The organism is Algoriphagus sp. AK58, from assembly GCF_014324365.1.
Classification (GTDB): Bacteria; Bacteroidota; Bacteroidia; order Cytophagales; family Cyclobacteriaceae; genus Algoriphagus.
Genome location: NZ_QEIG01000005.1, coordinates 289,854 through 304,648, shown reverse-complemented (window position 1 = coordinate 304,648; position 14,795 = coordinate 289,854). Strand labels below are relative to the sequence as shown.

Below are 14,795 nucleotides of genomic sequence, written 5' to 3'. Positions count from 1 at the left end.
TAGTTAATACCCTGGATTTTGGTCTTCAGGATCAATGGCTGAATTGACGTCAATTTCCGCCAAAGGAATAGGGAGGTATCGGTGGGTATTGTACCTGAAAGCGCTAATTCCGGCAATTCTGAATTCGGCTTCTGCAACGGCTTGTCCCCATCGAAGTACATCTTTCTTTCTGATTTGCTCAAGACCAAATTCCCATAGTCTTTCGTCCATGATCGCTTGTCTGGTTTGTGCCTGACTAAGATTCAACGCTAAAGGAGGCATGTTTACTGAAGGCCTTTGTCTTACCTGATTGATAAACGGTATGGCCTGGGCAGTTTTGTTTTGTTCATTTAGAGCCTCGGCATACATCAATAAAATATCAGCAAATCTCAGAACTCTGAAATTAATCGGAGAGTCCCCGTTTTCCTGGTTGGCAGGGATGTAATCCAATCTTCCGTATTTTCTGGCAGTCCAATCATTTCTGTTGTAGGCGACGTTGTTAAACACTCGCATGGGTTCAGGGTGCGCTGGAGTGGGTGGTCCATAAGCCGTAAATCTCAACCTGGGATCTTCGTCTTTGAATCTTGCAATGTAAGATGGATTCATCACTGCATTAAACCATACCAAATAGGCGAAGGTTCTTCCTCTGTTAGTTCCTTCGGCTACAGTTGCAAAGTCATGGTCATCCCAAGCACCACTATTTCCTCCAATGTTGTTATACTGTACTTCAAACAAGGATTCTGAATTGTTCTCATTAAACCAAGTATGATTATCTATGTAATTAGGAACTAAGCGGTAATTGAATTCCCCACCGTTAACCAATCTTGCAAAGTACGTTTCTGCTTTTTGGTAACCTTGAGGATCAAGGTTAACTCCAGGCGAAGCCATATACAAATGTATTTTTCCAAGGTATCCAACTGCGGCCCCCTTAGTTGCCCTTCCCCTATCTGGAGCAGAATGAGTTACAGGCAAATTGGCTTCAGCAATCTGAAAATCACTAATCGCTTGTTGATAAACTTCCAATTCGGTTTGAGACCTAGGGGTATTGGTTTCCCCAGCAGATTGAGGAAGAGTTAAAATGATGGGTACTCTTCCATAGTTAAAGACTAATTCAAAATAAGCCCAGCCTCTAAGAAAATGTGCCTCACCGAGCAATCTGTTTTTCAATGATGGATCCAGATTTTCCATCTTGCTGATGCCTTCGATAGCAAAGTTTGCTCTTCCTATGATTTGGTAAAGAGCAATCCATACATTCCTAACGGTTTCATGGTCCGAATCAAATGAATAAGTAGAAATATGCCAGCTCGCAGGCATATTGGAGTTAGGAGACATTTCAATCCCCACATCCATCATATTGAAATATGAATTATGGTACATTCTCCCACTCTGAAGCGGGGTATAAACTGCATTGACTGCTCCTATGGCATCTTCTCTGGTTTTAAAGAAGTTGGCATTTGTGACTTCATTGGGATTGTCAAGAGAAAGAAAATCAGACTCTAGCTGACACCCAAAGCTGAATAGCATTGCTATCAGGATATATATTTTTGAGCTTTTCATAAGATTATTATTTTTCTAACTGGTTATTCTGAAGCCTATTTGGCATTAAGTCATCTCTTCATTTGATGATCAATGTCTTGTTCGAATTCATTTTGGATTAGAATCAAAACATGAATTAAAAACCTACTTGAACACCAAGAAGATAGGTTCTGGCCTGAGGATAAATGGACTCTGCCACACCTCTATACATGTTGTTAAAACTTGACTGACGGCTGGTAAATTCAGGATCCCAAGCACTGAAATTGGTGAAAGTCAGCAAATTTTGACCGGTCACATAAACCCTCACGCTGGAAATAGAATTATTAAATGCTTTATTTAATGCCGTAGTTGGAATCGAATACGCCAACGTTGCAATTTTTAATCTCACGAATGAACCGTCTTCCATCCAGCGATCGGAGAATCTGGCATTTCCATTAGGGTCACCGGCTACGGCTCTCGGCATGGTAGTCGAAGGATTGTTTGTTGTCCATCTTTCCAATACAGAAGTAGTCGTATTAAACGCTCTAGTCATACTCTCCAAAATCCTCGCTCGATCCTTGTTGTATGCTTCAAAACCACTCATCCCCTGAATCATCATGGATAATTCAAAATTTTTATAACCAAAATTCAGGGTTGATCCGAAGTTAAACTTGGGTATTGGGTTACCGATCACTTCTCTGTCCAATGCATTGACTACGCCATCACCATTTAGATCTTTAAACCTGATGTCTCCAGGTTTGGTATTGGCCGTCTGATACACATTGAATCCTTTGGATCTTGCCATTTCATTGTCTGCATCGATTTCAGCCTGAGTTTGATAAATTCGATCAAATCTATGCCCAAAAAAGTGGCCTATAGACTGACCTACCACACTTCTGTTTAAGCTTTCCGCACCAAAAAGTGGTTGAGTACGGGCACCAAGGCTAGTAACGACATTTTCAAGCAGTAAGCCAAAATTACCATTGATACCAAAATTGAACTGGCTTCGATTAAGTTGATACCCTAGGCTTAGATCAATTCCTCGGTTTCTTACCGAACCTGCATTTAGGGTCGGTGCTACTGAAATACCGGATGATGCAGCTACTGGAACCTGTAATAACATGTCATCGGTATCCCTCAACCAATAATCAAAACTCAAATTGACAGAATTGTTAAATAGCGTTGCATCTAAGCCAAAGTTTGACTGGGTCGTAGTTTCCCAAGAAATATCTCTGTTTGCCAAAGCTCTCTGAGTAATGGCAGGAACTGGCTGTTGGTTTTCACCAAATATATACCGGATAGTTCCTGTCAAAGTGGCCAAATATGGATATAAACCTATTTCCTGCATTCCCAATTGACCCCAGCCATATTTCAACTTCAAATCATTGATGAATCCTAAAGATTCCATAAAGGATTCGTCAGAAATTCTCCATCCAAGTGAGAGGGAAGGAAAAACACCGGTTCGATTGCCTTCGGCAAATCTTGAACTTCCGTCTTGTCGAACCACTCCTGTAAACAGGTATTTTCCTTTGTAATCATAAGTCACTCGACTTAAAAAAGACTCTAAAGCCCAAGTTTGCTCTTGCCCTGTGGCTGAGGTAACTTCATTTGCAGCCGACAAGACTCTGATTGTAGTATTTGGAAAATTCCTGGTGTTTACTCCTAAACTCCTAGAGTGAAAACTTTGCCTGGTGTATCCAGCCAAAAAGGAAAAATTATGGGATTTGATGCTTTTTCGGTAATCGATGGTGCCTTCCCACAGTGGTGAATTTCTTTCCAAGGCATTCTCCGAAAGTGTGGTGAAATTATTGACATCTCGCTCACCTGCAAAGTATACTGGTGTATAATTATAATTTCGGTTCATACCATAGTCAATTGAACCCGAGAACTTCATATTCAATCCCGGGATGATTTCATAATTGATGTAGGCATTACCGATCAAGCTAACTGCATTACGTGTAATATCAGTTAATTCCAAAATTCTCAATGGATTCTTGGCATCCATTCCATCAGCTACATTCGGCCCGTCAAATCCGCCCAAGTTATTGGGATTATAAATTGGGATATAGGTAGGCATGAACAAAGAATTCATCATTGCAAAATTCTCATCACCTTGTGTACTGGTATATCCCATTTGAAAAGATTCGCCTATAGTGATTTTTCCAAGATTAAAATCTGTATTTGCTCTAAATGAATATCTCTTGAAACCGGTAGATTCTACAATACCTTGTTGATCCATATACCCTCCAGAGATCAAATATTTGGTGTTATCCGTACCTCCTGAAATGGACAGGTTGTATTCTTGAATAGGAGCTGTTCTAAAAATAGCATCCTGCCAATCGGTTACATCTTTCAAAGCAGATGGATCTCTTAGGTTGGGTATTGGGGCCTGGCCTCCGTTAGATTGTTGTTCATTGGCATACTCGGCATATTGCTTGGCATTAAGGACATCCAATTTTTTCCAAACTTCCTGAAGGCCAACGTAAGAGTTAAAATTCACTTGAGGTTTTCCAGATTTGCCTCTTTTAGTGGTAATCAAAACTACTCCGTTTGCAGCTCTGGAACCGTAAATGGCCGCTGAAGAAGCGTCTTTTAGGATTTCTATGGATTCAATGTCATTTGGGTTGATGTTATTGGCACCACCCGCACCTATTACCCCATCAATTACAAAGAGAGGTTCTGTATTACCCAAAGACCCTACACCTCTGATTTGAACAACAAATGGGGCGCCTGGAGCACCGGTAGCCTGGGTTACAGATACGCCGGCTGCCCGCCCTTGAAGTGCCTGCGCAGCATTCAAAAGTGGAACACTGTTCAATTCTTTCATATTCACGGATGAAATTGAACCCGTTAGGTTTTTTAATTCCTGAGAACCGTAGCCGACGACAACCACTTCCCCCAGCACTTTGGCATCTTCTCTCATAATAATATCCAGCAAGGAACTGCTTCCAATCACTATATTCTGGGACTGATAACCTATAAAGCTAAAAACCAATACATCTCCTTCAGAGGCATTGATTTTAAACCTTCCGTCGGCATCAGAAACGGTTCCTGTGGTAGTTCCCTGAACCAAAATGGTCACTCCTGGGAGTGGCTCTCCTGTTGGATCTTTTACTGTACCTGTGATCTCTTTAAATTCTATCTCTTGGATTGAAATCGGTCTTTCATTGGATCCCAAAGGTTTGACATGGATATTGTCATTGACCTGAACGAAGGAAAGATTGGTCTGTCTGATCAAACTTTCCAATACTTGATAAACTGTCCCATTTTTAATTTCCACATCAAGTGTTTGTTGCAAAGGGACTAGGTTAGGATTAAACGTAAATCGGAAATCGGTCTGTTTTTCAATCTGCTTCATGAATTGATTCAATGTCAATTCTTCCGATTTAAAGGAAACGTAGACTTGGTCGATACTTTTTCTCTGGGCATTACCTGTATTCGCCAGAAGAATCGAACAAAAAATCAACTGGAGCGAAAAGGCATACAAGATTCGTTTAGACAGCATAATAAGTTGCCTCAGTAGTGGTTTTTTCATACTTTGTAAGGGTTAAAGTTTATTGTTAATAGGCTTTACACTTGCCTTTAGAGGTCGCAATTCTGTCAGGCAAGTCAAAAAGCAGTCTTTCTATCGAAAGACTGCTTCTTTTTTCAGGAGGTGTTGTCGTTCATTTTTAGACAGGTTAATGGGTTTATTGATAGGTTATGCTTGCCTTTTTGCCGGATAAAGTAAAATCGATATGTGAGGAAGAGAGCGAAATGCCCCGAAGGACGTTTTCCAACATTTCATCATTATACACGCCTGAGTAAGCCCAATTATCAGGGAAATTCCCCTTCACATCCAGCTGTACACCATACCAGTTTTCTATCTTGTTCTCTACTTCCTCAATAGAATCACTGCTGAATACCAATATCTTGTCTTTCCATCCGGTCATTTCCAAAGGATCAAATCCTGCCTTAAAAAACTCACCCTCAGCATTAAAAACCATCATTTCCTTGGGATCAAGCATAAGCTGATTCCCTTTTTGATCATTGATTTGAACCTTTCCACTTACCAGCGCGATGGATAGCTCCCCATTTTGGGATTCTTTCACGTTAAAAGATGTTCCCAATACTTTTACTTCTAGTTGACCGGTATTCACAATAAAGGGCCTCTTGGTATCTTCTGTAATTTCAAAATAGGCTTCTCCTTTCAGTTTTACCTTTCTTACCCCTTCTTCAAAGGTTTTGGGAAACTCCAACTCGCTGCCTGCATTCAAAAAGATTTTGCTCCCGTCTTCCAGGATAAAGGTAAGTTTTGTCCCCGGGGCCGCGTTTCTTTTCACCATTTCACTGAAGAATTCTTTGGGTTTTTCCTCTTCAATCTTGGTTTTGGAAAGTTCAAAAATGAGCCAACCTGTAAAACCAAGGATTATGATGGCCGCGATCTGACGAAAAGAAAAAAGCCACCTCCTAAAAGATTTTTTTGGCTGTGAGGTAGTAATTACTACTTGTGGACTCTCTCTGATTACTTTTTCAAATATATCCAAGTAGGATTTATCCGACAGTTCAGGGGCATTTTTATAGTTGAATCTGCGAAGCATGTCTCCTGCCAAAAGAACCGTCTTCCTTTTTTCCGGATGCTCTGCAAGCCATTTTTCCCAAAAATGTTTGTTGTTATCGTTGGGATTCTTGATCCACTCCACAAAAAACTCATCAGCAAGAAAATCTTCCAGCTGATAGTCTTCATACTTCCAATGTTTATCTAATGATTTCATTTTTTTCCTTGTTGGTCCATGCAGGCTTTCAGCGTTGCAATGGCTCTGTAAATTAGTTTTCGGGCAGATTTTACTTCGTTGAAATCCATTACCTCGGCAATATCCTTGTAGCTCATCCCCTCTTCATAAAAGAGAAGAATTGCCTGCCTTTGTCTGGAGGTAAGTGATTCGATAGAATGTTTTAGCTTTTCCTGTATTTCTTGGTTTAGTTCATTTTCTATGATGCTGCTTTCCGCAGATAGCTCAAGTTGAAAATTGATCAGGGGATCATCTTCTTCTATGGCTACTCGATTTTTATCGGATTTTAAGTGTTTGAATAGTTCTCTTTGGAGGCTTTTGAAGAGATAAGCCTTGATTGAACTGACCTGCGAGAGGTCTCCACGCTTTTTTCTCAGGTATATAAACAGGTTTTGAATGGAGTCCTCAACCAATGCTTCTTCCACTCGGAATTGGCAACCATATCGAAATAGCAAAGGAGTGTAAATCCTAAAAAGATAATTGAAGGCCATTTCATCACCTTGATTAAATGCACTCCATATCTCTGGGTCGCTTTTGGATTCAAAAAGCTTCACCGTCTCTTGATGACGATACAAAGCGTAGGATTTTTCGGGTTCTTGGTTAGGTCTATTGTTCATGAGGAGCCTTATCTACACTCTTTCCTTTTAAGGAGAATGAAAAATATCAAATGACCCCAACTAGAATGAGAAAATTTTAAGCTTTTAAGATTTTTCGAAGTAAAATATTTTTAAAACCGAATCTGCCCCTTTTCATTCAGCTTAATTAGTTAATTAAATTTTGCGGCGCTCTTTAATTTCATCCTAACTTGGAGGCTGTAAGATTTTGACTATGCAAGAAACCTGGACTTTTGATTTTTCCCCAACCTCAAATACAAAAGAGGAATTGGAAGAACTTTTAGCCGGAAAAGAGCAGGAACTCGGGATTTTCCTCTCCTATTATTACAAAAAAGAAGGAGCGGTCACCGAAAAAGTAAAGCTCAAATCCGGTCCTGAATTTGAGTCAATTACTACTGGCTCCATGGTTTTAGATTTTGATTTAGTGCACTTTAATGCCTGTCTGGCTATCCATGAACAGGCAAGAGAAGAAATGAAAATCAAGTTTGAGATCGATGAGGTGAACCAAAAAGTGAGGTTAGTCGGACCTTATTGGCCTGAGCGAGGCATGGATGAGATTTAGACTTTAGACACTAGATTCAAGACACAAGATTTAAAGTGCCTAGCCTTTCCAAGAAGCAATAAGGTAGTAGGTCCATAAATTTTGGAGTACCTATGAGACTTTTCCATAGCACCAAACTTCGTAACGGTTTGAGGTTGGACACTCTAAAATCTTGCGTCTAATGTCTCTCATGTCTAAATTCTCGCTTCTTGTCTCTTTCTTCTTGTCTCTTGCTTCTTGTCTCTAAGTTGCTTTTTGGTTGCATTTCCTTTCAATTAAAGTATTTTTGAGCCTCTATTTAGCTTTATGAAAGAATCTGCAGAATCTCTGAATTTTATTGAACATATCATTGAGGAAGACTTGGCCAATGGCTTTCCGCAGGAAAAGCTCCGCTTTCGTTTTCCTCCCGAGCCAAACGGTTACCTCCATATCGGCCACGCGGCTTCCATCTGTTTAAATTTTGGTTTGGGTGAAAAATACCAAGCTCCTGTAAATCTGAGATTTGACGATACCAATCCTTCCAAGGAAGAGCAAGAATATGTCGATGCCATCAAGCGGGATATCGCTTGGTTAGGCTTCCGTTGGGCCAATGAATGCTATGCTTCTGACTACTTCCAGCAGCTTCATGACTGGGCGGTGAAACTTATTAAGGAAGACAAAGCCTATGTCGATCAGCAGACTTCCGAGCAGATCGCTTCGCAAAAAGGTACACCTACAACTCCGGGCGTAGACAGCCCTTACAGAAATCGTCCGGTTGAAGAGAGTTTGGATCTTTTTCAACGGATGAAAAATGGCGAGTTTCCAGCTGGTTCCCATGTGCTGAGAGCAAAAATTGACATGGCTTCTCCCAATATGCACATGCGTGATCCAATCATGTACCGAATCATCAATGCGCATCACCATAGAACAGGAAACGACTGGTGCATTTATCCGATGTACGATTGGGCCCATGGGGAATCTGACTATGTGGAGCAGGTTTCTCACTCGCTGTGTACATTGGAATTCAAGGCTCATCGAGAGCTTTATGACTGGTATTTGGATCAGATTTATGACTCCAATCTACTCAGACCCAAACAGCGGGAATTTGCACGCAGAAATCTGAGCTTTACGGTGATGAGCAAGCGAAAGCTGCTTGAATTGGTGCAAAAGAATATTGTTTCCGGATGGGATGATCCACGAATGCCTACTATTTCGGGCTTGAGAAGAAGAGGCTATACTCCTACTTCTATCCGCAAATTCAGTGACTTGGCAGGAATTGCCAAGCGGGACAACGTGACCGACGTCTCTTTGCTCGAATTCTGTATTCGTGAGGATTTGAATAAAACTGCCACTCGAGTAATGGCAGTCCTCAATCCTGTGAAACTGGTGATCACCAACTATCCGGAAGGTCAATCCGAAATCCTTCAACTGGAAAACAATCCTGAGGAAGCAAACTCGGGTACACATGAAGTGCCTTTTTCCAGAGAGTTATATATCGAGCGGGAAGATTTCAAAGAAGACGGAGGCAAAAACTTCTTCCGACTTTCTCTTGGTAATGAGGTTCGTCTGAAAAGTGCCTACATCATCAAGGGTGAATCAGTAATAAAGGACGATGCCGGAAATATCCTGGAAATCCACTGCACCTACGATCCGGAAACGCGTTCCGGTAGCGGAACCGAAGCCAGTGAGCGAAAAGTAAAGGGTACACTTCACTGGGTTTCGATTGCTCATGCAATCAAAGCAGAGGTAAGAGAATACGATCGTTTGTTTTTGGATGAAGCACCGGATGCTCATGAAGAGAAGGGGTTCTTGGAATTCATCAATCCCAATTCTTTGAATGTCATCAAGGAAGCCTATTGTGAGCCATTTTTGGCCAATGCTACTTTGGATGACAAGTTTCAATTCCAGCGTTTGGGCTATTTTACCTTAGACCCTGATTCCAAATTCGGTAAGTTGGTATTCAACAAAACTGTTGGCTTGAAAGATACTTGGGCAAAACAAAACACCCAAGCCCCGACACAAAATCAGCCAAAACCACAGGTTCAGGCTCAGCCTCAAACACAGAAAAAAGCATTAAACGAGATCCAACAAATCGGTAAAAAACTGACCAATCTATCTGGTGAAAAGCTGGAAACGGCAATGAATTCTATCCGGGAATTTGCAGAAGAAGTGACTTATGAGGAATTAGAGCCCTTATTTGGAACGGCTGCCAAGAAAACCGGAACTCGAATCGCTACTATGCTGGCTTTAGGAGTCTTGTTGAACAAAGGTCAGGCTAAAAATCAGGCAATCTTGGATTTCATCGAATCTGGAAAAGCCGATGAAAATGAGATTCTGAGAGCAGAAGCTGAGAAATTAGGTTGATAGATTAACAGATTTGAAAATCGAAAAATTGATCAAAAATCTTTGTTAAAAGTTACCAAACATAGCATATTAATTTAATAAAAGAGCCTCTAATTGATTTTAGAGGCTCTTTTCATTTTCCAGCTGAGAAATGCACTTTACCACTAAGACATCAACTTGGGAAGACTATTTTACTAAAAGTCAAAATTCAAAAAATTATAACCACATAGACACAATAGAAAACATAGAAGCATTGCTATTGATCTCAAAATCTATGTGACACTATGTGCCTATGTGGTAAAACTGGTTTAATCCTTAATCAACAGAAACAGGACTTAGCTCAGGCCAATGCTGCTTTTGGAAAAGCAGCATAACACCAACTCCTAAATTTAATTAATGGTAAAATCAAAAAAATGCTGCCTCCGGAGAAGCAGCATTTCAAATTCTTGTGCTGAGCGATTTGTACTGAGCTTGTCGAAGTAAGTCGAAGCATCAAATCTCGAATTTCAAATTTTAAGCCCTTCTGATTTCCAATTTGATATCCGAAAATTCCTTTTGCTCGATAAAAGGCTGACTTCTGAGTCTTCGGCCTGTCGCAGCAAAAATCGCATTGGCAATGGCCCCGCCCGTAGGAGGCAAAGCAGGTTCACCTAACCCAGTCGGGTCAAATCCGGAATCCACGAAATGAGTGTCGATTTCCGGTACTTCTTTCATTCGGATCAGCCTGTAGGAGTCATAGTTTCGCTGTTTTGGAACACCATTCTCAAAAGTCAGATTGGTGTACATCGCATGGCCCATGCCGTCGACAATTCCACCTCTTACTTGATGATTTGCTCCGGTTGGGTTTACAACCATACCGCAATCAGTCACGGCAGTGATCTTTTTCAAGGTTGGCGAACCTCCTTGAACTTCAATATCAGCCACTTGAGCGACATAAGAGCGGTGTGAGAAATACACGCTGAACCCCTGCTTTATAGTTGGATTTTTACCCCAGTTGGACTTTTCAGCGGCAGTTTTTACCACGCCGATCATTCGGTCCACATCGTAACCCAACTCTCCTACCGGATTGGTTTTGGCACGATTGAGTAATTCCATTCGGAAATCTACCGGATCTTTTCCTGCCGCTAAAGCGACTTCGTCCAGGAAGCTTTGCTCTGCATAGGCCAAGAAGTTGGTGATTGGAGCTCTCCAGGCATTGGTGGTGATCGTGGATTTATGTTCAATGCTTTCGATCAACAGATTGTCCACCGCACCGGATGGGAAGTTATTTTCGCGGGTGGTATTTCCGGCATTCATCCCTACCCCACGCAGTTTGTAGCCAATCATTGTTCCGTTTGCATCCAAAGCCGCCTCGAAACGATAACGAACAGCAGGACGATAAGCACCTCCAGTCAGTTCGTCTTCCCTGCTCCAAGTTACTTTTACCGGAGCATTGATGGCACGTGATACTTCTACCGCCTCGATCACATAGTCAGCTCGTAGTCTACGGCCAAATCCGCCTCCCAGTCTGGTAATTTCCACTGTGACATTTTCCGGTGGTATTCCCAAAAGAGTGGCAGTCTCCTGTCTTGCCCGATCAGGGGTTTGGGTAGGTCCGACCAATTCTACTTTGTCACCTTGTACATGGGCAAAGAAGTTTTCAGGTTCCATGGGAGAATGCGCCAAGAATGGGCACTGATATTCCGCTGTGACCACCTTTGCAGCTGTTTTGAAAGCGGCGTCCACATTTCCGTCCTTTCTTTTGACCTCTGCTTTGCCTTTGGCCATTAATTCTACAAAAAGGCGATCGTGATCAGCGGTGCTTTCCACTGCCCCATCTGATTCGTACTCTATTTTTAGAAGCTTCTTGGCTTTTAAAAGTGGCCAAGTGGTATTTCCAACCACAGCCACGCTTGTTCCGAATGTCACCACATCGGTAACGCCAGATACGGCACGGGCGGCAGAGTCATCCACTGATTTGATTTTCATTCCAAATGGAGCGCGCTGAATCATCGCATGCTTCATTCCTTCTCTCTGGAAATCAATTCCATAAAGAGGCTTACCGGTATACATATCCTTGGCATCCACGTTTTTCACCGGAGTACCAATAATTTTGAAATCCTTTTTGTCTTTCAGGGTCACCTCTTCAGGTGCAGTCATCATTGCTGCTTCGGCAACAAACTCTCCGAAGTGGCCTTTTTTTCCTGATCCTTTATGAGAGATAATTCCTTTCTCAACTGTAATTTCTTCAGCCGGTACATTCCAGGTTTTGGCTGCTGCGGCCACCAATACAAATTTTGCAGTAGCCCCTGCTTTTCTCAATCTTTCCCAGCTGTGAGGCATGGCACCGGACCCACCGGTCAACTGACGGTCGTATTTTTCAGTATCCAGATTTGCCTGGACTACTCTGACTTTTTCCCAATCTGCTTCCAATTCCTCGGCAACCACCATTGGGAAGGAAGTCTTGATATTTTGTCCAAGTTCTGGGTTGGGTGAATAGATTACCACATCCCCGGTAGGAGAAATGGAAAGGTAACTGTTAAAGGATTTCGCTTGAGAAAGGATCTCCTCCGTACTCAATACTTCCACCTTTGGAGAATCACAGCTAAACCAGTTGAACCCGATAAATAAGCCTCCAGCTGTAGTACCGGCTATCTTGAGAAAGTCTCTTCTGCTTGCTTTAGTAACTGTTTTCATGGCTTATTTGGTTTTGGCGGCTAGGGCTACAGCTTCACGGATTTTATGATAAGTACCACAACGGCAGATATTTCTGTTCATTGCGTTGTCGATCTCTTCCATGCTTGGATTTGGATTTTGTTCCAAAAAAGCAGCAGCAGTCATGATTTGGCCTGCTTGGCAATAGCCACATTGGGCGACATCCACTTCTTCCCAAGCTTTCTGAACCGGGTGATCACCTTCTTCGGACAAACCCTCTATAGTAGTAACTTTGGAATTTCCCACACTTGAGATGGGCGTGACACAAGAGAAAGTTGCTTTCCCGTCAACATGCACGGTACACGCGCCACACTGTGCGATTCCACAGGAAAATTTTGTTCCGACCAATCCCAAATTATCTCGAAGAACCCACAAAAGCGGGGTATCGTCCTCGACATCCACTGAATGGGATTTGCCGTTGATGGTTAAGTTATAGTTTGCCATGGTTTTAGAGTTATTTCAGAATTTCAATTTAAACAAATAATCTTTCTATCTCAGGTAAATTCGGTGGAATTGATTGATAATATGATGAGTTGCAAATAAGATCCACCAGAGAAGATTAGGATGATTTTGGCTGAAGAAACTCATGAATTTCTTCTCAAATTATTCAAAATGAAATAATCTAAAGACAGCTTACCGCAGCCTGTCAAAGAAAGGATCAGAGAAAACATAAAATAGTTGAAAGGCAGTTCTGCCTCAGCATATATAGCTGCCGCATGTGCAAAAAGCACTGCTATCCCCATAGTAAAAGCCATCATCCATGCCCCAAAACGAATACCCAGCAGGATCAATATCGCAGCAGCAAACTCTGAAATTTGAGAGGCATAGGCTAATACCAAAGGTTGGGGCCAATTCAAACTTTCTAAAAAATTGGCAAGCTCTGGTACTTTTCCATAAAATAGGTAACTGCCACTATGCTTAAGCATGATCGTTCCAAGCCAAATCCGAATCAGGAGAATCGCTTCGTCTAAATACTTGATTTGATAGAGTTTACTAAGGCAATTCATAGAGAAAACTTCCAATTGAAACCAATTTCCATGTTTTTTAGCCAAAAACTCATTTTTTCAGAACTGTTTCTTGATAAATATTTATTTATCTTCGATCCTTCTGTTTTTTTAACAAAACCCTAAACCTATGTCTCAAACCATCAAAGCGGCCATCGTAGGTACCGGATTTATAGGTCCGGCTCACCTCGAAGCCCTGAGAAGAATTCCCAATGTCGAAGTAGTTGCCTTGGTTGAAGTCAATCAAGAATTGGCCAATGAAAAAGCCAAAATGCTTGGAATACCAAGAGCGTACACCTTTGATGAAATGCTAAAGCAGGCCGATATCGATGTGGTTCACATCTGTACGCCCAACTTTCTCCACTACTCCCAGGCCAAAGCGGTCATGGAGGCAGAAAAGCATGTCATCTGCGAAAAACCTCTGGCAGTAAAAATTCATGAAGCAGAGGAACTTGTCAAAATAGCCAGTGCCACAGGTCTAGTCAATGCGGTTCACTTCAATCTCCGGTACTACCCCATGGTCCGTCAGATGAAAGTGATGCGTGAAAAAGGTGAGCTAGGAGAAGTTTACTCGATCATGGGTTCTTACCTGCAAGATTGGCTCTTCCTTCAGACGGACTACAACTGGAGATTAGAGCCAGACAAATCGGGTGACTCTCGCGCTATTGCAGATATCGGTTCGCACCTTTTGGACATCACCGAGTATGTTACCGGATTGAAAATCACCGAAGTAATGGCTGATTTCTCTACCGTACACAAAACCCGATTGAAGCCCCTGAAGCCAATTGAGACCTATTCCGGTAAAATGCTGACGATGGACGATTACCAGGAGGTTCCAATCAATACCGAAGACCACGCCACGGTAATGCTACGCTTCGACAACGGATCCAAAGGTTCCATCACGGTATCTCAGGTAAATGCGGGACGCAAAAACAGATTGAATATCGAGATCGCAGGCTCCAAGTCCAATTTTGAATTTAATTCAGAGCGACCAAACGAACTGTGGATCGGAAAGCGTGAAAAAGCAAATGAGCAGCTGATGAAAGATCCGTCCTTGTTCCACAGAGAGGCTTCTTCACTGATCAGCTTCCCGGGCGGACACAACGAAGGCTTCCCGGATACTTCCAAGCAGATGTTTAAGGAAGTTTATGCCGCGATTGCTACAGGCAAACAGCCAGAAAATCCAAGCTTCCCAACCTTTGCGGATGGTCTGAGAGAATTGATCATCGGAGAGCGAATCGTGGAAAGCAACAAAAAACAAGCTTGGGTTAAGATTTAATTAAAAATTGTTAAGCCTTTTCAATGCCACTTGAAAAGGCTTTTTCATTATCTCAACTTGCATCAAATATCTTCT

10 protein-coding genes are annotated in these 14,795 nt (G+C 42.0%); 3 read left to right on the top strand and 7 right to left on the bottom strand.

The genetic code is table 11. From position 1 onward, the window contains the following. Window positions 1–3 precede the first annotated feature (3 nt). From DDT91_RS05070 to DDT91_RS05055, 4 genes are all read right to left on the bottom strand, one after another. Window positions 4–1,536, bottom strand: coding sequence for a RagB/SusD family nutrient uptake outer membrane protein (locus DDT91_RS05070; RefSeq protein ID WP_187175051.1), 1,533 nt, complete (start codon window positions 1,534–1,536; stop codon window positions 4–6). 115 nt (window positions 1,537–1,651) lie between these two features. Then, on the bottom strand, window positions 1,652–5,029 hold the full coding sequence (locus DDT91_RS05065; RefSeq protein WP_187175050.1) for a TonB-dependent receptor: 3,378 nt from the start codon (window positions 5,027–5,029) through the stop codon (window positions 1,652–1,654). A gap of 154 nt (window positions 5,030–5,183) precedes the next feature. After that, a complete protein-coding gene (locus DDT91_RS05060) occupies window positions 5,184–6,248 on the bottom strand; it encodes a FecR family protein (RefSeq protein ID WP_187175049.1) in 1,065 nt (354 codons plus the stop codon). Beyond that, entirely contained in the window at window positions 6,245–6,883 is a 639-nt protein-coding gene (locus DDT91_RS05055; protein WP_187175048.1) for an RNA polymerase sigma factor, read from the bottom strand. The genes DDT91_RS05060 and DDT91_RS05055 overlap by 4 nt, the downstream gene beginning before the upstream one ends. Window positions 6,884–7,094: 211 nt before the next feature. Here DDT91_RS05055 and DDT91_RS05050 point away from each other — a divergent pair, with 211 nt between their 5' ends. Both DDT91_RS05050 and DDT91_RS05045 read left to right on the top strand, forming a co-directional pair. Beyond that, window positions 7,095–7,442 carry a hypothetical protein gene (locus DDT91_RS05050; protein ID WP_187175047.1) on the top strand — a complete coding sequence of 116 codons (348 nt, stop codon included), beginning with the start codon at window positions 7,095–7,097 and terminating at the stop codon, window positions 7,440–7,442. A gap of 285 nt (window positions 7,443–7,727) precedes the next feature. Further along, complete coding sequence (locus DDT91_RS05045; RefSeq protein ID WP_187175046.1) at window positions 7,728–9,764, top strand: glutamine--tRNA ligase/YqeY domain fusion protein; 2,037 nt, start codon at window positions 7,728–7,730, stop codon at window positions 9,762–9,764. A 492-nt stretch (window positions 9,765–10,256) separates the two neighbouring features. Here the strand turns inward: DDT91_RS05045 and DDT91_RS05040 are convergent, their stop codons facing one another. From DDT91_RS05040 to DDT91_RS05030, 3 genes are all read right to left on the bottom strand, one after another. Then, window positions 10,257–12,419: a xanthine dehydrogenase family protein molybdopterin-binding subunit gene (locus tag DDT91_RS05040; protein WP_187175045.1), complete on the bottom strand. Its 2,163-nt coding sequence runs from the start codon at window positions 12,417–12,419 to the stop codon at window positions 10,257–10,259. Between the two features lie 3 nt (window positions 12,420–12,422). Beyond that, a complete protein-coding gene (locus DDT91_RS05035; protein ID WP_187175044.1) occupies window positions 12,423–12,881 on the bottom strand; it encodes a (2Fe-2S)-binding protein in 459 nt (152 codons plus the stop codon). A 140-nt stretch (window positions 12,882–13,021) separates the two neighbouring features. Next, window positions 13,022–13,444, bottom strand: a complete 423-nt coding sequence (locus DDT91_RS05030) for a DoxX family protein (RefSeq protein ID WP_187175043.1) — start codon at window positions 13,442–13,444, stop codon at window positions 13,022–13,024. A gap of 127 nt (window positions 13,445–13,571) precedes the next feature. On the opposite strand from DDT91_RS05030, the gene DDT91_RS05025 reads away from it, so the two are divergent. Continuing rightward, window positions 13,572–14,720: a Gfo/Idh/MocA family protein gene (locus DDT91_RS05025; RefSeq protein WP_187175042.1), complete on the top strand. Its 1,149-nt coding sequence runs from the start codon at window positions 13,572–13,574 to the stop codon at window positions 14,718–14,720. Window positions 14,721–14,795 lie beyond the last annotated feature (75 nt).

Bases quoted from the DNA above. Each gene is read 5' to 3' on its own strand.
- DDT91_RS05055 (WP_187175048.1), bottom strand. From the start codon at position 6,883: ATGAACAATAGACCTAACCAAGAACCCGAAAAATCCTACGCTTTGTAT.
- DDT91_RS05065 (WP_187175050.1), bottom strand. From the start codon at position 5,029: ATGAAAAAACCACTACTGAGGCAACTTATTATGCTGTCTAAACGAATC.
- DDT91_RS05035 (WP_187175044.1), bottom strand. From the start codon at position 12,881: ATGGCAAACTATAACTTAACCATCAACGGCAAATCCCATTCAGTGGAT.
- DDT91_RS05070 (WP_187175051.1), bottom strand. From the start codon at position 1,536: ATGAAAAGCTCAAAAATATATATCCTGATAGCAATGCTATTCAGCTTT.
- DDT91_RS05025 (WP_187175042.1), top strand. From the start codon at position 13,572: ATGTCTCAAACCATCAAAGCGGCCATCGTAGGTACCGGATTTATAGGT.
- DDT91_RS05050 (WP_187175047.1), top strand. From the start codon at position 7,095: ATGCAAGAAACCTGGACTTTTGATTTTTCCCCAACCTCAAATACAAAA.
- DDT91_RS05030 (WP_187175043.1), bottom strand. From the start codon at position 13,444: ATGAATTGCCTTAGTAAACTCTATCAAATCAAGTATTTAGACGAAGCG.
- DDT91_RS05045 (WP_187175046.1), top strand. From the start codon at position 7,728: ATGAAAGAATCTGCAGAATCTCTGAATTTTATTGAACATATCATTGAG.
- DDT91_RS05040 (WP_187175045.1), bottom strand. From the start codon at position 12,419: ATGAAAACAGTTACTAAAGCAAGCAGAAGAGACTTTCTCAAGATAGCC.
- DDT91_RS05060 (WP_187175049.1), bottom strand. From the start codon at position 6,248: ATGAAATCATTAGATAAACATTGGAAGTATGAAGACTATCAGCTGGAA.